The sequence below is a fragment of the Paenibacillus sp. S150 genome (assembly GCF_019352175.1).
Lineage (GTDB): Bacteria > Bacillota > Bacilli > Paenibacillales > Paenibacillaceae > Paenibacillus_AQ.
The window spans coordinates 48,892-66,806 of the sequence record NZ_JACBYI010000038.1; the positions used below are offsets into that span (position 1 = coordinate 48,892).

Annotated in this window: 17 protein-coding genes and 2 pseudogenes; 17 read left to right on the forward strand and 2 right to left on the reverse strand. The window is 51.2% G+C overall.

Annotated elements, in window-relative coordinates; all coding sequences use genetic code 11:
- Positions 1-4 precede the first annotated feature (4 nt).
- The 14 genes and pseudogenes from HYD27_RS32185 to HYD27_RS24915 all read left to right on the forward strand — a co-directional run.
- Positions 5-293: pseudogene (locus HYD27_RS32185) on the forward strand (early set domain-containing protein); the annotation flags it as partial.
- Positions 294-448: 155 nt separating this feature from the next.
- Positions 449-1,462: a glycoside hydrolase family 130 protein gene (locus HYD27_RS24855; protein ID WP_219219660.1), complete on the forward strand. Its 1,014-nt coding sequence runs from the start codon at positions 449-451 to the stop codon at positions 1,460-1,462.
- Positions 1,463-1,535: 73 nt separating this feature from the next.
- On the forward strand, positions 1,536-1,733 hold the full coding sequence (locus HYD27_RS24860) for a hypothetical protein (protein ID WP_219219662.1): 198 nt from the start codon (positions 1,536-1,538) through the stop codon (positions 1,731-1,733).
- A 179-nt stretch (positions 1,734-1,912) separates the two neighbouring features.
- The gene (locus HYD27_RS24865) at positions 1,913-2,779 is read left to right on the forward strand and encodes an ABC transporter permease (protein ID WP_219219690.1); all 867 of its coding nucleotides are present in this window, start codon (positions 1,913-1,915) and stop codon (positions 2,777-2,779) included.
- Positions 2,780-2,795: 16 nt separating this feature from the next.
- Positions 2,796-3,668 carry a carbohydrate ABC transporter permease gene (locus HYD27_RS24870; protein ID WP_219219664.1) on the forward strand — a complete coding sequence of 291 codons (873 nt, stop codon included), beginning with the start codon at positions 2,796-2,798 and terminating at the stop codon, positions 3,666-3,668.
- A gap of 93 nt (positions 3,669-3,761) precedes the next feature.
- Complete coding sequence (locus HYD27_RS24875) at positions 3,762-5,297, forward strand: extracellular solute-binding protein (RefSeq protein WP_219219666.1); 1,536 nt, start codon at positions 3,762-3,764, stop codon at positions 5,295-5,297.
- A 66-nt stretch (positions 5,298-5,363) separates the two neighbouring features.
- Positions 5,364-6,614, forward strand: coding sequence for an FAD-dependent oxidoreductase (locus HYD27_RS24880; protein WP_228745311.1), 1,251 nt, complete (start codon positions 5,364-5,366; stop codon positions 6,612-6,614).
- A gap of 25 nt (positions 6,615-6,639) precedes the next feature.
- On the forward strand, positions 6,640-8,277 hold the full coding sequence (locus tag HYD27_RS24885; RefSeq protein ID WP_219219670.1) for a response regulator transcription factor: 1,638 nt from the start codon (positions 6,640-6,642) through the stop codon (positions 8,275-8,277).
- Entirely contained in the window at positions 8,252-10,129 is a 1,878-nt protein-coding gene (locus HYD27_RS24890) for a cache domain-containing sensor histidine kinase (RefSeq protein WP_309242125.1), read from the forward strand. Before HYD27_RS24885 ends, HYD27_RS24890 begins: the two co-directional genes overlap by 26 nt.
- Positions 10,130-10,161: 32 nt before the next feature.
- Entirely contained in the window at positions 10,162-10,467 is a 306-nt protein-coding gene (locus HYD27_RS24895) for a hypothetical protein (protein ID WP_219219673.1), read from the forward strand.
- Positions 10,468-11,351: 884 nt separating this feature from the next.
- Positions 11,352-11,936, forward strand: coding sequence for a CueP family metal-binding protein (locus HYD27_RS24900; RefSeq protein ID WP_219219675.1), 585 nt, complete (start codon positions 11,352-11,354; stop codon positions 11,934-11,936).
- A 772-nt stretch (positions 11,937-12,708) separates the two neighbouring features.
- On the forward strand, positions 12,709-13,095 hold the full coding sequence (locus HYD27_RS24905; RefSeq protein ID WP_219219676.1) for a GBS Bsp-like repeat-containing protein: 387 nt from the start codon (positions 12,709-12,711) through the stop codon (positions 13,093-13,095).
- A gap of 32 nt (positions 13,096-13,127) precedes the next feature.
- The gene (locus HYD27_RS32995; protein ID WP_375373941.1) at positions 13,128-13,289 is read left to right on the forward strand and encodes a GBS Bsp-like repeat-containing protein; all 162 of its coding nucleotides are present in this window, start codon (positions 13,128-13,130) and stop codon (positions 13,287-13,289) included.
- The gene (locus HYD27_RS24915; protein ID WP_219219678.1) at positions 13,234-13,833 is read left to right on the forward strand and encodes a GBS Bsp-like repeat-containing protein; all 600 of its coding nucleotides are present in this window, start codon (positions 13,234-13,236) and stop codon (positions 13,831-13,833) included. Before HYD27_RS32995 ends, HYD27_RS24915 begins: the two co-directional genes overlap by 56 nt.
- 59 nt (positions 13,834-13,892) lie before the next feature.
- On the opposite strand, the gene HYD27_RS24920 is transcribed toward HYD27_RS24915, so the two are convergent.
- Both HYD27_RS24920 and HYD27_RS24925 read right to left on the reverse strand, forming a co-directional pair.
- Complete coding sequence (locus HYD27_RS24920) at positions 13,893-14,312, reverse strand: transposase (RefSeq protein ID WP_219219680.1); 420 nt, start codon at positions 14,310-14,312, stop codon at positions 13,893-13,895.
- A 31-nt stretch (positions 14,313-14,343) separates the two neighbouring features.
- Positions 14,344-14,853, reverse strand: coding sequence for a helix-turn-helix domain-containing protein (locus HYD27_RS24925; RefSeq protein ID WP_219219682.1), 510 nt, complete (start codon positions 14,851-14,853; stop codon positions 14,344-14,346).
- Positions 14,854-15,337: 484 nt separating this feature from the next.
- Here HYD27_RS24925 and HYD27_RS24930 point away from each other — a divergent pair, with 484 nt between their 5' ends.
- From HYD27_RS24930 to HYD27_RS24940, 3 genes and pseudogenes are all read left to right on the forward strand, one after another.
- Positions 15,338-16,717, forward strand: a complete 1,380-nt coding sequence (locus HYD27_RS24930) for a GBS Bsp-like repeat-containing protein (RefSeq protein ID WP_219219684.1) — start codon at positions 15,338-15,340, stop codon at positions 16,715-16,717.
- An 81-nt stretch (positions 16,718-16,798) separates the two neighbouring features.
- Entirely contained in the window at positions 16,799-17,470 is a 672-nt protein-coding gene (locus HYD27_RS24935; RefSeq protein WP_219219686.1) for an RHS repeat domain-containing protein, read from the forward strand.
- Positions 17,471-17,559: 89 nt separating this feature from the next.
- A pseudogene (locus HYD27_RS24940) lies at positions 17,560-17,915 on the forward strand (hypothetical protein); the annotation flags it as partial.

The following is a 17,915-nucleotide window of genomic DNA, read 5'->3' on the forward strand; positions in this document are numbered from 1 at the left end:
AGTACCGGGAACGCCGGTGCTGTCCGACGATAACGGGTACGATACAGGGATTCTGGACGGCAATTACCAGGTAACCATGAACATGTGGTGGGGGACGAACGGCCCGGCCTACAAGCTGTATGAGAATGGTGTGCTTATTGACACGAAGGCGCTTGCCGAACAAACGCCAACTGCGCAGTCAGCCGTTACCCATTCGCGGTAAAGCACCGGGCATTTATGAATACCGCTGCGAACTGATCAACAGTGCGGGTGCCGCAGAGAGCAGTACGATCACTGGCCGGGTTGCGGAATGACGGCTCCAGGCTCGAAGACTATAGGATAAGCCAAGAAATTAAAGGATATTCCATGGGTAATTCCGGACAACCTTGCTAGAATGATTGGGAGCATGGCGGGTTTGAACGCTGAACACGGGCATGCTGGATTCAGATCTCAAGGGAGGAAGTTGAAGATGGCAGAAATCATTGGCGGTGCTGTGCCGAATATTCCCTGGCAGGCCAAGCCGGAAGGATATATAGGGGCAGTCTGGAGGCATGATCTTAATCCGGTCACGGATTGGAATCCGATTCCAAGCGCTTCGCGGATTTTTAATAGTGCGGTTATTCCGTATGAGGGGGGATTTATCGGGGTTTTCCGCGCGGAGCATAAGCATGGCATGCCGAATCTGCACTTGGGGCGTTCCACGGACGGGCTGAACTGGAACATCGACGATGAGACAATCGCCTGGAAGGATGAACAAGGCGAGCCCTATCCGCCCAATTACGCCTATGATCCCCGCCTTGTGCAAATCGGGGACAGGTATTATATCGTCTGGTGTACGGATTTTGGCGGAGCGGCTCTGGGCCTGGGCGTGACCCGTGACTTCAGGGAATTTGTGCGGCTGGAAAATCCGTTTATCCCCTTTAACCGCAACGGGGTGCTGTTTCCCAGAAAGATCAATGGAAAGTATATGCTGCTCAGCCGTCCCAGCGACAGCGGGCATACGCCGTTCGGGGATATTTTCCTGAGCGAAAGCCCGGATCTGATCCATTGGGGGCGCCACCGCAAGGTAATGTCCAAAGCGGCGGCGGGCTGGTGGCAGGATGTGAAGATCGGGGGAGGACCGGCGCCGATTGAAACGACAGAGGGCTGGCTGATCTTTTACCATGGGGTCGTGGGAACCTGCAACGGGATGGTGTACAGCATGGGCGCAGCCCTGCTGGATCTGGACAACCCCTCCAAGGTGCTGTACCGGACAAGGGATTATCTGCTCACACCGGAGAAAAACTATGAGACCGCCGGGTTCGTGCCCAATGTGGTGTTTCCCTGCGCCACCGTGCAGGATGCGGCCAGCGGCCGGATTGCCATCTATTACGGTGCCGCGGATACCTATGTCGGCGTTGCCTACACGACCCTTGATGAATTGATCCCCTATATCAAGGCAAATTCGGCACTCGCTCCGGGAGATGCGGCCGAGTACCGGTAAAGAGAGGTTAGAGCATGGCTACAGCACCATTAAGCTTCGCCCCTGTATCCCGGCGGACTGGGAAGAATGCTCCATGAAACGGGTGTACCGGGGGGATACCTATCTCCTTACGATCCGCAATAAGAACAGGAAGCAATGCGGCGCGGAGCGGCTTATCGTTGACGGCGCGGAAATATCCGGGGACAGCTTTCCTATTTTTGGAGACGGATTATCGCATACTGTAGAAGTGGAGATGCAGGCCCCGGCCATGGACGGCAAATCTATAAAATAGCACCAGAAATTGAAGGATTGCCTTCTACTGAAAACGGTATCTTTTCTTTACAATAAAGGTACAACAGACAGAAGAAGGTGATAGTTTTGAGCAAAAGCGAAATTTCGCTGACTCCGCAGCGGCTGGCCGGAACAGGGGCCGGAGGGCGCAGATGGCGGCTGATCCGCGTTAATCTCGATATGTATGCGCTGCTGCTGCCCGGACTTGCCTTTTTATTGCTCTTCAAATACACGCCCATGTATGGCATCCTGATCGCCTTTCAGGATTTCAACATTTTCAGCGGTATTGGAGGCAGTGACTGGGTGGGGCTGGCGCAATTCCAAAAGCTGGTTCATTCTGATGATTTTTTGAACGTGCTGGTTAACACGCTGCTTATCAGCTTGTACAAAATCGTCATTTTATTTCCGATTCCGGTAGTCATCGCCCTGCTGCTGAATGAAGTCAAGAGGATGTTCTTCAAACGCACGATCCAGACCGTGATTTATCTGCCGCATTTTCTCTCGTGGGTAATCATCTCCGGATTGTTTGTCACGATCCTCTCGCCATCGGGCGGTCTGGTCAATGAGGTCATCCGCAGCTTTGGCGGAGATCCGGTCTCCTTCCTGACCGACAACCAGTTTTTCCGCAGTGTCGTTGTCTTTACGGCAGGCTGGAAGGAAACCGGATGGAACGCCATCGTCTTTATCGCCGCCATCGCGGGCATTGAGCAGGAGCAGTATGAGGCGGCGGCGATCGATGGCGCGGGACGGGTCAGACAGATGATTTCCATTACGCTCCCGGGCATTCTGCCCACCGTTGTGCTTATGTTCATCCTGCGCATCGGCAGCCTGCTGGAAGCGGGAACGGAGCAGATTCTGACGATGTATAATCCTCTCGTCTATCAGACGGGGGATGTTATCGGAACCTATGTGTACCGTCTGGGGCTGGGACAGCAGGATTACAGCTTCAGTACGGCGGTAGGCCTGTTCAATTCCCTGGTCGGCTTCCTGCTGATCCTGTCAGGCAACATGCTCAGCCGGAAATTTCTGAACCGAAGCATATGGTAGGGGGTGAAGCATAGATATGCGAAGCAAAAAAATCAGCGACATTCTCATGGATGCCGGAATTTATCTCTTCCTGATCGCTATGGGATTGATTACCCTGCTCCCGTTCGCCAACGTCCTGTCCAAGTCGGTGAGCGAGGAATGGGCGATCACATCCGGCAGGGTGGGCATTATTCCGGTGGGCTTCCAGCTTGATACCTTGAAATTCGTCGTTACCTCCAGCCAATTCCTGCATGCCCTGCTGGTTTCGGTGCTGGTCACGCTAGTCGGAACGCTGCTGTCGCTGCTGGTAACAGCCATGACGGCTTACCCTTTGTCCAAAAGGGAGCTTCCCGGCTCCAGTGCCCTGATCGTCATGTTTATTTTCACGATGATGTTCAGCGGCGGGATTATTCCGAACTACCTGCTGATCCGCCAGCTCGGCCTGATCAATCATCTGGGCTCGCTGGTGCTGCCGGCGCTGATCAATGTGTTCAACATGCTGGTGATCAAAAGCTATTTCGAGAGCCTGCCGGAAAGCCTGGAGGAATCCGCCAAGCTCGAAGGGGCGCGGAATTATACCATCCTGTTCCGGATTATTCTTCCGCTCAGCGCTCCCGTGCTGGCGACGATCGGATTGTTCTATGCCGTTTCGTTCTGGAATGACTACTTCAATCCAATGCTGTATATCAACAGCACTTCCCTAAAACCGCTGCAGCTGTATTTGCAGGACATTGTAATGAACGCGGATACCTCATCGGTGAACCGCAGCGCCGATGATATGATGAACGTGACGGCAGAAGGGATCCGGGCGGCTACGGTCATTGCTTCGACAGTCCCGATTCTGCTGGTGTATCCTTTTCTGCAAAAATACTTTATCAAAGGTGTGCTGATCGGCTCGGTCAAGGGCTGATCAGGGTCCGGGCATTAACTCTTTCAGGCATCTCCCGTAGATGGGATTTACTGGAAAATTAATGATAGATAAACCATTCAGGAGGGTCTCAACATGAGAAAATTCAGCAAATCGTTTGCGCTGGCCGGAGCAGCCGTGCTGCTCGCATCATCCCTGGCAGCCTGCTCGTCCGGCAACGGCGGCAACAATGCCGCAACAGCTCCGGATTCGCCAGGCAGCACGGCAGCGGCAGAATCCAAGCCGGATCTTAAAAGACTCAGCGTCTGGCAGGACAAGGATTATAATACCTATCCGGTAGCTTCGATGCTGCAGGAGAAAACGGGTTATAAAGTGACCTACGACATGATGCCGCAGGACAAATGGGCCGAGAAGCTCAACCTGATTATGTCCTCGGGCGAGCCGTATGACCTGGTCACCACGTACAACGATATGGCGCTTTATTCCGATTATGCCCAAAAGGGCGCGCTGGTTGACCTGACCCCGCTCATTGATGAGTACGGTCCGAATATCAAAAAAGCGGTCTCGCAGCAATCCATGGATGCGCTCAAAATCGGCGGCAAGCTGTATGCGCTTCCGGTGGTGGTAACCTATAAGGTCAACAGCAGCATTCTGATCCGGACAGACTGGCTGGATAAGCTGGGCCTCAAGATGCCGGCAACCACAGATGAGCTGACAGCCGTACTCAAGGCGTTCCAGGAAAAAGATCCGGGCGGCAACGGCGATCAGAATGTGCCGCTGACGATCCGGGGCGACCTTCCGATGCTGGATAATATTGTAGGCGCTTTCGGAATGCCGAATACGTGGAACGATGTCGATGGACAGCTGGTTCCCCGCCTGCTTGATCCGGCCTACAGGGATTATGTTGGCTATGTATCGGATCTTTACAAGCAGGGTCTGCTGGACAAGGAATTTGTCGTCAATAAAGACGCGACCGCCAAAGAGAAGTTTACCAGCGGCAAAGCCGGCGCGATCATTGTCCACTGGGCGGATGTCGGCTCCATCGCCGAGGCCTTGACGAAGAACGCCCCGGATGCAAAGTTTGCGTTCATCCCGGCCCTGACAGGACCGTCCGGTGAATCCGGCTTCTCCGGAAATGCCGGATTTGACCGTCTGACCTTTGTTCCGAAAGCCTCCAAGCATCCGGAAGACGCCGTGAAATGGATCAACGCCACGCTGGAGCCGGAAACCTTCAAGAATCTGGCCATCGGCGAAGAAGGCAGGCACTACAATATGGAGGATGGCGGATACGTTCCGATTCTGCCGGCCTTCAATGATGAGCGCAACCTGGCGAACAATTATATTTCCGCTACCGATGAAGCCAACTATCCGCTGTACTGGCAAGCCCGGGTCCACAAGAATCCGGTTCAGTTCGAAGCATTCGACGCCTTGAACAACAAGCAGCCGGACGATGTTATGATCACGAATGTGCTTGGACTGGCTCCGTTCATGCCGGAATATGCGAAAAATAATCTTCCGCTCGAATCCATGGTCGGCGATTATACGATTAAGCTGTTGGCCGGAGCGGAAACGCTGGACGGGCTGGAGGCCTTCCAGGCCAAATACAAGGCGGCCGGCGAAGAAGCAACTGCGAAAGAGATTAATGATTGGTACGCAGCCTTAGAAAAATAAACTACAGAAGCGGCAGCTTGCCTTTGGAGAGCTTGCCGCTTCCTTTCCATGGAGGGAGAGAGAGGCTTGAACAAACAGAGCTATTCATTTCAGCGCGAGGTACAGACTTATCTGCATGCGGAGGTTGTGGTCATTGGCGGCGGACCCGCAGGCACGGCGGCGGCCATCAGCGCGGCAAGATGCGGCAAACAGGTGGTTGTGCTGGAAAAATCCGCACAGCTGGGCGGGATGGGAACGCTTGCGAATGTCAGCGTGTTTATGCCCATAGGCAATGTTACCGGGATCTACCGGGAGATCATTGCCGAGATGCTGGCGGAGTATCTGCCGCCGGACCATGACCAGTCCATTGCCCCGCAGTATTCCCCTTTCCTGATGCGGCAATATATGAATGAGAAAATGAAAAAAGAGCAGGTGCAGGTGTTCTACCATTCCGAATTTGTCGGAACGGTCCGGGAGGGAGACCGGATCAGGGCGGTCATTGTATCGACGCGGGAAGGGCTGAAGGCGTTTGAAGGCGAGCGGTTTATTGATTGCACGGGCGATGCGAGGGTTGCGATTGAGGCAGGCGTCCCGTATCACTCGGGGAGAGAGGAAGACGGTCTGACGCAGCCCATGACCCTGATGTTCACGATGCAGAATACAGGCAGGCCCGTTACGCCTATCCTGCCGGAAGGCTGCTGCGAGTACAAAGATGTTGCCGATCTGCCACAGGGGCGGAGACTCTATTGGGAGCAGAATGACGACGGTACCCTGCTTGTAAATATGTCGCGCGTCAAGGCGAACGGGGCTAAAATAGAAGATGTGAATTACGCGGAGACGGAGGCGCTCCGGCAAGTATTCTCCATCGCTTATTATCTGCAGAAGACAGGGTTTGAAACCTACGCCTTGTCGCATGTCGCCCCGCAGACCGGTGCGCGGGAGACGAATCAGATCGAGGGTATATACACCTTGACCGAGCAGGATGTGATCAGCGGAACCCGATTCCCGGATTTGGTGGCGCAGACCAACTATGAAATCGATATTCACAGTCCCGATGGAGCGCGTACTACGGATGAGCGCAAAATCAGCGGGTATGATATTCCTTACCGGTGCATGCTTCCGGAGAAGCCCGATAATTTGCTGGTGGCGGGCCGGCCGGTATCCGCTACCCATGTGGCCATGTCCTCCATGCGCATGCAGGCGACCTGCTATGCACTGGGACAGGCGGCCGGCGCCGCGGCTGCCATATCACTCGATGAAGCCGCAACGCTGCGGGATATTCCCATCGGCAAGCTGCACGGTGAGCTTGAGCGCCAGGGGGTGCGGTTCAAGCGCTAGCTGGACACAGAAGGAGGACGGGCCTTTGTACAAACTGCTAATTGTGGATGATGAGCCGACGGTACGCTTCGGCTTGCGCTCCTATTTCAACTGGTCCTCTTACGGTATAGAAATTATGGGTGAAGCGGACGACGGGGATGTGGCCCTCCGTATCATCGAGAAGGACCCGCCGGATCTGATCCTGACGGATGTCCGCATGCCGGGAATGGACGGCATTTCGTTGTCGCGGCATATCCATGCCGCTTATCCTCAGGCCAAAATTATTTTTGTCAGCGGCCATGACGATGCCGATTATTTGAAGTCGGCGCTTAAAGTCAGCGCGGTGGACTACATTTTCAAGCCGGTGAACCTGGAGGAGCTGAGCACGGTCATCCAGCGGGTGGTCAGCCGTCTGGACGCGGAGCGGGCCGAGCAAAGGTTCAGAGTGGACATGCAGAGCAAGCTGAAGGAAGGCATGCCGCTGCTGCGGGAGAAATTCCTGCTGTCCCTGATCAGCACCGGTGCGCCGAAAAAAGGACTAAGTGAACGGCTCCGGTTCCTCGGGTTGAGCTTGCCTGCCGACGGGGTGTACTGGGTGCTTGTCATCTCGGTCGATGATCTGGCTGAGGTCACCGGAAGCCGCTCGGAGCCGGATCTGCAGCTGCTGTGGTACTCCGTGCTCAATATATGCCAGGAGCTTATCGACCGGCATCTCTCCGGCTATGCCATTGAACACCGGACCGGAGAGTTCGTGGGCATTTTACGGGAAAATACGGAAGGCGGCATCACGGAGGACCATGCGGAAGCGCTGCTTGAGCTGGCAGGCGATATCCTGGCTAATGTGGAGAAATGGCTTAAGATCAGTGTCACGATTGGAATCAGCGAGCGGGTGGCCGGCCTTATGGATCTGCTTCATTCCTACAGGCAAGCCCGTGAAGCCGCCGATCACAAATGGTATTTGGGCAAAAACCGCATCATCACCATGGACAGCCTGGAAAGCCCCGATACGGAGGCCGGCAGCTTCAGCCGGTATGATCCCGTCTATAATGAAAAACTTGTCTCGGTCCTGAAGGCGGCAGATTCGGAGCAATTGCGCGAGGTGCTTGACCGGTTGTTTGCGGATCTGAACCGCGGCCGCCGGGACGGATTGAAATATGGACGGAACGTGTGCCTGCAGATTGTCCTCGCGGTAGGCCAGCTTCTGCTGGAGCTGAATACGCAATCCCCCGAGCTGGAAGCGGCCGAATCCCGGCTGTGGGAAACGCTGTTCGAGAAAGAGACGCTCGGCGAGATGCGGACGCTGATTGAAGACCATCTGCTTGCGGTATGCGGGCGTATCCGCGAGAAGAGAAGCGGCAAGGTAGCCAATCTGATTGAGCGGGTACGCGGGATCATCAGGCAGAGATATGCAGACGGGGGCTTGACCGTGGCTGACATCGGCAAAGAAGTGTTTCTTACGCCAACATATGTCAGCCTGCTGTTCAAACAGGAGACGGGGCAGACCATCAATGAATTTTTGACCCAGATCCGGGTGGACAAGGCGAAGGAGCTGCTGCGCAATCCGCAGTACAAATTCTATGATATCTGTTATGCCATCGGATACACCGATCCGAGCTACTTCACCAAGCTGTTCAAAAAAGCTACGGGAGTCACGCCGAGTGTGTACCGGGACAGCCATGCGTAGAGCGGCCAAAAGCCTTCTGTCCCTGTTGGCATTCTTATCCGGCCCGGTCCGGGGAGTTTCCCGCAGGCTGCGGATTCCCCGGCAATGGCTGATCGCCTATCTGCTGCTCATCGTCGTTCCTGCGGCGATTTTTCTGTACGGCTATTATGAGCGTTCGGCTGACATTCTGAAAAGCGAAGTCCTCCGTACCATGCAGCAGGCGCTGAAGCAGACGGGCAGCAATCTTTCTTACCGGCTGGAGCATATCTACGATATCAGCAACGCGGCTTTTATGAATCAGAATCTCCATTCTTACCTCTCCGTTGGAGCCGATGACCAGTCGGTGGCCATACAGCTGCAGGTTATTAAGGACCTGAGGTTTATGGTTGATACCGTGCAGTCCAATTCCGATGTGTTCCATGTCCGGCTGTATGTCGACAAATCCAAGCTGTATGCGGGAGAGAAAATCAATTTTTTTCCGCTGGACAGCCTGAAGGACAGACCCTGGTACGCCCGGATCATTGAGGCCAACGGCAGAATCGTGCCTACGGGCGCTTATAAGGAAACGTTCCTTGATGCCGGAGAGGTGCGTGTGTTCTCGTTCGCGCGCATGCTGCGCGACCCGGACAACTACGATAAAGTATCGGGGGTGCTGATGATCGATGTGGAGGAGAAGATGGTGGCGGATATTTTATCCACGCTTCAATTCGCACCGGGCACCCAGGTGTATCTGGTGGATTCAGAGGGGCGCATTGTTTATCATCCTGACCGTGCGCGGATTGGAACGGAGATTGCCCCGGCCATCATGGATGCCATACAGCAGGGGAGCGAGGGCAGTACTACGCTGAAGCTGGGCGCGGAGGTCAATGACGTGATGTTCACGGGCCTTGCGCCCACCGGCTGGAGGCTGGTTGCGCAGGGAACGGAATCGCAGCTGTCGCACCGTGCGGTGAAGCTGACCCAAAGGTCGGAGTGGACCTCGCTTCTGGAGTATGTCGCGCTGTTTCTCATCCTGCCCTTTGTGCTGCTCGCTATTATCGTGCGCGGGATGAACCGCCGGGTCATGCAGGTGATTACCGTGATCCGCAAGGAGGGCAGCGAGGGGCTGAACGATCTGCCGCCGGTCAACGGCGATTTCCATATGCTCGAACGGAGTGTCGATCATCTGATTCTCCGCGTGCGCACGCTGGTCGAGGAGACCTACAGCGCCCAGATTCACGAGCGCGAGGCCCAATTGCAGGCGCTGCAGGCCCAGATTAATCCGCATTTTCTCTACAATACGCTGGATACGATCAACTGGATTGCCATCGGCAAGGGTGCCGCCGATATCAGCCAGATGATAGACAGCCTGGCGAAGTATTTCCGTCTCAGCCTGAACAAAGGCCGGAGCATTGTCAGTGTCGGAGACGAGCTGAGTCTGGCAGCAGTCTATTTGAAGATCCAGCAGAGCCGGTTTGTGGATGCGTTCGACTTCAAGCTGGATGCCCGGCCCGGGCTGGATGCTTACCAGATGCCCAAGCTGATTCTGCAGCCGATTGTGGAGAATGCGCTTTTGCACGGAATCCTCCAAGCCAAGGAGAAACGGGGCCTGATTGTCATTTCCGTCAAGGAGGAGGGCGGCGATCTTATCTTCGCTGTGTCAGACAACGGAATCGGCATGGAAGAGCAGAAGGCGCGCCGGCTGCTGATGGAGGCCCCCTCCGAAGCAAAAGCCGATGCTTCCGGCAGCTCCTACGGGCTGTACAACGTGAACGAGCGCATTAAGCTTTATGCCGGGGACCACTACGGAATAAGCATCCATTCAAGCCCCGGAGCAGGCACGACGGTTACTGTCCGCTTAAAGGCAGAGCCGGCCAAGGGTGGAGCCCAATGAATATTACAGTGTTATAAACAGGAGAGATGATCATGACGAATCTGCGTATCGGACACTGTGAAGGCTTGCTGCACATGCTCGTTGAAGTTACGGACGAGGGGGCGGTCAAGCTGCTGCATTTCGCTCCCCAGCCTTATGAGGAAGAGGATTTGGACAATAAAAGCTATGCGAACCGCTACCTGGTGGATGTGCAAATCACAGGGGAGGATCATGTGATTCATCATGGGCTGAAGCATGTCGGAACGGTGCCGGGAACCCGCCTGAAATATCAATTGCACCAGGTTAGTGAGTGCGGAGACGGCTGCCGCAGCCTTACACGGCCAGGGTTATCGAAATAGCGCGATAGCGAACCAACAAAGCAGCGGGCGGATCCTGGCATCAGGGAGATTCGCTTTTTGCTGTTAGGAATTTATGAGGCGCGGAATTAGGGGGGACGGGCTAACCGGGAGTGCTGCCGGGGGAGGGGAATGAGGCGGAAAGGGAGTGGGGTGGCAAGGAAGTGAAGCGGCGAGGGACTGGGGTGGCAAGGAAGTGAAGCGGCATTAGTGGGAAATAGTACACTTAAATGGCCAGCTAAGCTTGGGGAAAAGGGAATAGTGGTAAAAAGGCAACTTAATATTAAGCATATCTGCCTGCACGGGGCAAAACGGATGAATTAAGTATCCTTTTTCCCACTAACGCTTGCGAAAATGGGGATGTGGGGAGAATGAAGTTCACTTTTTCCACTTGGGCTTCCCGCCGCCGGGTCTCATCTAGAGATATGAAGCGCCACAGACTACTTTAAACCTGAAATATGTTTCGCAAACGCGTGTAATCTGCCGGCACGCGTTGTACTGTACCGTCGTGCGATATCGCGCTGGAGGTTGAAGGGGGCAGCCTCCGGTGCGGGAGGCATAGCCCTTTTGTTCAAAGATAATTTATATGTTTTGGGGTCCCCGCAAAGTACCTGAGTGATCATCGAAGCCAAGGCCCCGCTACCCTGGAAATAGCTTTACGGATGAGGATAAGCGCTTAAAGGCCGCAAGAAATTAAACGCAACAAAATCCACCCCCATTTCCATCCTCTGTGGTGCCGCGTCAGCGGCATGGATGGCTTTGTGGGGTTATTTTGTCAGGTCGCGGGCAATACTTTCTTGCTTCATACATTTGTCACGCTTTCGTCTTGTCTATGGATGCTTCCGCTCGTTTATAATAGTAGGAAGAGACAGGAGGATGAATGCTAAATGAGGAATAAAATTCTGGTGACAGCTACCGGATTGGTGGTTGTTATTGCAGTAGGGGCATACTTGTTAGCGGGAGGCACCGGCAAGAAAGAGTCCGGTGAAGCGGATACGCCAGGCACCGAAGCGGGTGCTCCAAGCGTTGAAATGGATACGCCAGGCATGAAACAATTGGTGCATGATTTCAGCAGCCGCAGCAAAAAAGCGGAGTCGGCTTCCATTTCGTCCACACAGCTTATCGTCAAAGACAATGCCCAGACAACAACATACGCCCTGCCCACCGACGAATTTTTTGTCTCCATCGCACCATACGTCGATAAAACCCATCCTTGTGCAACCCATAGCCTGACCGGCTGCCAGGGCGAAATGGTAGAAGAGGAATTCAGCATCACGGTCAAAGACCCGGATGGCAAGCTGGTCATGGACAACGAAACCGTGAAATCCCAGCCTAACGGCTTCATCGATCTGTGGCTGCCGCGGGACCAGACCTATCAGGTGACGATCGAGCAGGCCGGAAAAAAAGCGGAGTCCGAAATTTCCACGTTTGAAGCAAACGATACTTGCATTACGACTATGCAATTGGGATAAGAGACAATTATTAAGATCGTCTCAGCACCTGTCGGGTAATGCGAAAGATAACGGATATGCCCCCGCCTCCACAATTGAGCCGGGGGCTTCATATTATTGCAATTGTTAATGAGGATGAGTCTCTTAATCCGGCAGGCGTCCATAATCATGCCACTGACCATACATCTTATTTTCTTGGGTGTATGATATAAACTTCTCCAATCTGCGCTTGAATATTTGCGGCTGATTTCTATAGCTGCAGGAGATGTTTATGTGGACGGTATAAAGGTCCTTGAGATTTCTTTTCAAGGGCTTTTTTTCGTAAAAACACAGTTTTTTACTTATATCTACAAATTATTAATTTTCTGTTTGAGATGTGACCAAAGTAATGATGTGTTCGACAAAACATAGTTTTATTCGACAAAATGCAACCATTCTAAAAAATAGGCGAGTGATTTATGATTGTTGAGGAGTTAATAGCGGACGAAATGAAATCCGGTGATGAATATTTAAAGAACTGAAGTATCTTCCTGATTTTTGAATCAATAAATGAACGGAGAAGAAAGAATGATTGAACGGTAATTTATATTCACTGGTAAAAAGCAATTACTGGCATGTTGTTTAGCGGTGTTTTAATCTTTTTACTGTTCGGGCCGTACAATTCGACTGCCTGGGCAGAGGAAACGAAACCTCCAGCTACATCATAGTGGATATGGAAGGAACCGCCCAAAAGCAGAAAATCTTTGTATATAACAGGGGCAGACTTGAAACGGGAATTTTGCAGGATAACTCTATGATTCAATATACATACGATCCAAACGGGAATTTGCTCAAGCAAACGCAGGGGACTTCCACAGAGCCTTATGTGTTCAGCACTTCGGCAGTATCTTATGACATTTACCTGAAGAATGTTCCGGACAGTGCCCGGGGAGTCAGTTTTCCAACTTGGACGGAATTATACGGTCAGGATGATATTGAATGGATCGTTGGTGAGAAGGTTGCCCCAGGCTTGTGGAGATGCACAGTGGTTCTCTCCAAGCATGGGGGAATCACAGGGATTTATAATACGCATATCTATGTTGATAGCGTTATGGTCCGCGGCTTAACTGCAGTTATCCAAATACAATCAAAGTTACTCCCCCTCAAACCGCATCGCTCGCCGAAGGCTTTTATGAAGTAAATGTAGAAGGCGTTGCCAGAACAGTGAGCGAGGTGCGCTTCCCGACATGGACCGAGAATAATGGAGAGGATGATTTGGTCAATCCTTGGATTATGGGCGAGAAAGTAAACGATACAACCTGGAAGATTCGGGTACCATTTGCCGGACACAACTTCGAAACCGGAAATTATTTCACCCACATTCTATTCCTTTGATAAATATGAAAGCGGAATTGGAATCGGAGGCACGACGGTTGCGGTTAATGGAGGCACAGGAGGCTCCAAAGAGACGGATATGTCGGGCGTGTCCTATGATGTCTTCATTTATGGTGTAGACCTGAAAGTTCAAAAAGTCCAATTCCCTACTTGGACAGCCTATAAAGATCAGGATGACATTGAGTGGATTGACGGCGTAAACCTTGGGAACGGAGTATGGAGAGCCGCGGTCGTTTACTCCAAACATAACTCGGAGCTTGGAAATTACATTACCTATATTTATGCCGATGGGAAGTATGAGGGGGCATGGGTCTTTAATGTGGTCGATTCACAGAAATTCACTTTTCCAACCGTCGCTTCCCTAAGCAGCGGGTTCTATGATATTACAGTGGAGGGAGTGCCTTCTAACGTGACAACCGTACGATTTCCAACCTGGACGGAAAGAAACGGTCATGACGATCTGGAAGATCCTTGGATCGAGGGTGAGCGCCTGACCAGTACTAGTGCCCCATCAGACAACCTTGATCTTGTTTTGTTCGCGTAGAATGGCAGCATGACGCTTGTTCTTGTTGCGCCAACGCAGATAAGCCTGAATAGCTGAGGCTAAATCCTTGTGTTGGCGAAAGTCGCTGCCCTCGAGAACGAATTTGCGGAGCGGCCCAAAGTGGCATTCGATTCGACTAAGCCAGGAAGCGGCGTGAAGATCAGTTCCACGTTATGGTCTTCCGCCCATGCTTTGACTTTGCTGTGGTGGTGAGGAGAGAAGTTGTCCAGGATGATATACAGACGTTCGGAACGCGGATACCGGCGACGCAGCACGTTGAAAAAACGCAAGATGTCCGCATGCTTCTTACTTTTTGAATAATGGCCATATAGTTGGTTCGTCTTTACATCCAGCGCAGCGAGCAGATGCTTCACGCCATGAGGCCGTGTATAGGTTGCGTGAAGCCGCTGGGGACGGCGCTGCTGAAACCAGCCTTTGCCGCGGTAAGGCTGAAGGGATAACGGCCCGAACTCGTCCATGCAGATCACCCACCCATCTTCCGGAGGGCTGTCATATAGGGCTTCGATTCGTTTTTTTACTCTCAAATTCGGGATCGGTGGATTCCTTCCACGTCTTGGTGTTCGGGTACGTGATTTTGGCTTCATCCAGAATGACACGTATGGTTTCAATGGAAATCGAAGGCACAATGTTCTTCTTCTCCGCCGCTTCCTTCAACTTGGCCAGCGACCAATGCGTAAAGGGGTACCCCAGTACCTTGGGTGGAATTTGAGCAAGTTCGATAATGTCGGCTCGCTGCTCCTCGGTAAAGGTCGGCGGGCGACCGCCACCATAATTCGGTTTTAGCGAGACCATCCCTTCCGTGTTAAAGCGGTGGATCGTTTTTCGAATATGTTCACCTGAAATATGATACAGTCGACTAATCTCCGGCACTTTCATCTTTTGGGCCGATGCCAAGATGAGAAGAGCGCGGCGAACTTCAACCGGATCTGCCCCTTTTCGTGCAATTCGTAGTAAGCGATTGCCTTCCTCATTGCTCAAGCCGCGTACAAATATAGTCATGCTTCTCACCCCAGAAAGTAGTTGTACCAATAATTACCCGATTTTACCAACTACGATCTCGGATGGGTACTAGAGCTGGTTTGTTTAAAAATAAAAGCTTAAAAAATCAATAAGCTTATGGTGCCATAGCGATAGTTCATCTAAGGTCTCCTCACAAGAAAATTAGATATGGAATCTCCTGAATTTTAGAATGTAATTCCTTTCATGGTCAAGGAAAACAAGAAAGTTTTAATTTTATTAATAAATATAAGATGCTTTAGACATTTAATGATAGATTTCGACAAATTATCACCGTATCCAAATATTTAATTTTGTCGTATGATGCGAAACAGAGACTTTAGCTGAAAACAAGCTTAACGTTAGCTTAAGATAAGCTGAAAAAAATTGAAGCCAAAGGCCAGAGTTAAAAAAATTATTAATCCTGATTAAGAGAGTAGGTAGTACCTTGGAGTGGAAAAGGTGGTTAGGTGGGAGTCTGGTTGGGATGGGATTTTGTTTAATTACGATAGGAACTCCGTCCCCGATTTATGCGGAAGGTTCGCAAACAACCGATTATATTGTTGTTGATTATTCCGGCAGTTCTGTTGCACAGAAAGCCTACGTCTACAATAAAGGCCGATTGGAAACCGAGATTTGGCCCGATCATTCGTTAGTTCAATATACATATGATAATAATGGGAATTTACTCAAGAAAAATAAGAGTGCTTCCATTGAACCTTACCTGATTAGCAGCACTGCAGTATCTTATGACCTTTATGTTTTGGGTGTTCCCACCAATGTTCAAAAGGTAGAATTCAACACTTGGACGGAAACGAATGGTCAGGATGATCTGGAATGGATTATTGGTGAGAAGTTGGCGTCAGGTATTTGGAAAGGGAATGTGTCGATTCCTAAACACGGAGGAAGTATTGATACCTATAATACTCATATCTATATAGATGGAAGGATGATTCGCGGGCTTACGGCAAAAATAGTGGACACTGCTCAATTTATTGTGCCTTCACAGGTATCTTTGGCAGATGGGTTTTATGAAATTTATGTTAAAAACGTGGCGAACACCGTCAGCGAAATTCGTTTCCCGACTTGGACGGATTATAACAGTCAGGATGATTTGGTCAATCCATGGATTACTGGAGAACGTATGACTGATGGGGCTTGGCGAATCCGTATCCCATTCAGCGAGCATAATTTTGAAACGGGAAACTACATTACACACTTTTACGCCTATGACAAATATGGTGCATCCAGAATGTTCGGCGAGAAAATTGTATCGGTACAAGGCGGCCCGGGCGGTTCGAAGGAAACGGATCTCGCGGGCGTGTCCTATGATGTCTTTATGTACGGTGTGGATTCCAAAGTAAATAAAGTAGAGTTTCCGACCTGGACCGAGACTAACGGGCAAGATGATCTGGAATGGATTCAAGGGCAGAAGATTGCACCAGGAGTGTGGAGAGCAACTATCGTCTATGACCAGCACAATGCTGAACAGGGGAGATACTTTACACATATTTATGCTGACGGGAAGATGATTGGCTATTGGGAGTTCAATGTGGTACAAGCAGTTAAATTTAAATCTCCATCGGTCGCTTATCTGAGCAGTGGTTACTACGATATCACAATCGAGGGCATTCCTTCGAACGTTACAACAGTACGTTTCCCGACTTGGACAGAAAAAAATGGTCAGGATGATCTGGAAGACCCTTGGATTGAGGGGGAACGGCTGACCAGTACAAACTGGCGAATCCGCATTCCATACTATAAGCATAACAATGAGACCGGCGCCTACAACACACATATTTATACCTATGATGCTTACGGAAACAGCAGAATTATTCGGATGTTTACAGTGGATGTGAGGAATTAGGAAGTACGAAGCAATCCGCTGATTTTTGATATGAGTCTTTTTAGAATTGATGAATTAAAGATTGGGAGTAGTTTAATATATATGAAAAATTTTCAGCGTATATGCATTGGGATAATTGCTGTTTTGGGGCTTTTTAGTTCAATGTATAACCTTGCGTCTGCTGCTGTCTTTTACTACGATTCAAATGGAAGATTAACACAAAAGAGTGAAGTGACAGGAGAGACCGTGAGATATGTTTATGACCAGAATGGAAATCTTGTTTCTAAAAATGCGGGAGAATCCTATTTTGAATCAGCAACAGCCTTCAGTTCAAAACAAGGAGAATACAATTGGTATTACCAGCTATGGAACGGAACGCGGTATGAAGACATGACGTGGGACGCCGCAGAATCAAGGTGGAAAGGCAACAGAGACTGGGACATCATCAGTAAAGACTGGTTGCATCCGGATGGAAACGACGCAGCGCTTAAATGGGTGGCGCCCCAGACAGGTTCAATACGAATTACGGGAAAAATAGCCAAGCACCCTGTCAATTTGCAAGGAGACGGAGTGCGGGTGAAAATTATGAAAAACAATACTCAGGTCTGGCCTTCCACGGGATGGAAAACTATCCAAGGTGATGATGCTATAGGATTGAATGTTCTTGTTAATATAAATGTAACGCTGGGAGACTCCATCTACTTTATCGTTAACCAAAACAGTGACTATGGATATGATGGCACGGTATGTAATCCGGAAATTACATATAAATAGTAAGTAAAAAATATTGCTCACAGTTGGACCAGTATTGGTGAATTGGAAATGATGCAATAACTATTAACCCAATCTAAGGAGAGATCTGCTTGAAGCGTAAACCTATTATAACTAAACTCGTCCTCATCTTCCTGGCATTATGCCTGCTTACACCGGAGTATGCAGTGAATGTACTGGCTGCACCGGATACGGAACAAGCGGCGGCGGCTGCAAAGTCTGGTGCGAAACAAACCGAACTTGTACAACCCTCTCCCACTCCCGGGAATCTGGATGACGTACAGAAAGGCCTGGGACAGCCGACACCGACACCCACACCGTCGCCGGATCCGTATGCAACGCCGGGACCCGGAGAGTCCCCTTCCGCCCTAAGAGACGGGGACCGCGTCCAATCCTGGGAGAGCCCCCTGCTTACAGCCACAGAAGCCGCCTATGCAGGGGAAGCGGC

What these genes read in the sequence shown, in the direction of transcription:
- HYD27_RS24875 (WP_219219666.1), top strand. Translation starts at nt 3,762, where the DNA reads ATGAGAAAATTCAGCAAATCGTTTGCGCTGGCCGGAGCAGCCGTGCTG.
- HYD27_RS24895 (WP_219219673.1), top strand. Translation starts at nt 10,162, where the DNA reads ATGACGAATCTGCGTATCGGACACTGTGAAGGCTTGCTGCACATGCTC.
- HYD27_RS24920 (WP_219219680.1), bottom strand. Translation starts at nt 14,312, where the DNA reads ATGGACGAGTTCGGGCCGTTATCCCTTCAGCCTTACCGCGGCAAAGGC.
- HYD27_RS24905 (WP_219219676.1), top strand. Translation starts at nt 12,709, where the DNA reads ATGATTCAATATACATACGATCCAAACGGGAATTTGCTCAAGCAAACG.
- HYD27_RS24865 (WP_219219690.1), top strand. Translation starts at nt 1,913, where the DNA reads ATGTATGCGCTGCTGCTGCCCGGACTTGCCTTTTTATTGCTCTTCAAA.
- HYD27_RS24870 (WP_219219664.1), top strand. Translation starts at nt 2,796, where the DNA reads ATGCGAAGCAAAAAAATCAGCGACATTCTCATGGATGCCGGAATTTAT.
- HYD27_RS24860 (WP_219219662.1), top strand. Translation starts at nt 1,536, where the DNA reads ATGAAACGGGTGTACCGGGGGGATACCTATCTCCTTACGATCCGCAAT.
- HYD27_RS24935 (WP_219219686.1), top strand. Translation starts at nt 16,799, where the DNA reads ATGAAAAATTTTCAGCGTATATGCATTGGGATAATTGCTGTTTTGGGG.
- HYD27_RS24925 (WP_219219682.1), bottom strand. Translation starts at nt 14,853, where the DNA reads ATGACTATATTTGTACGCGGCTTGAGCAATGAGGAAGGCAATCGCTTA.
- HYD27_RS24930 (WP_219219684.1), top strand. Translation starts at nt 15,338, where the DNA reads ATGGGATTTTGTTTAATTACGATAGGAACTCCGTCCCCGATTTATGCG.
- HYD27_RS24855 (WP_219219660.1), top strand. Translation starts at nt 449, where the DNA reads ATGGCAGAAATCATTGGCGGTGCTGTGCCGAATATTCCCTGGCAGGCC.
- HYD27_RS24900 (WP_219219675.1), top strand. Translation starts at nt 11,352, where the DNA reads ATGAGGAATAAAATTCTGGTGACAGCTACCGGATTGGTGGTTGTTATT.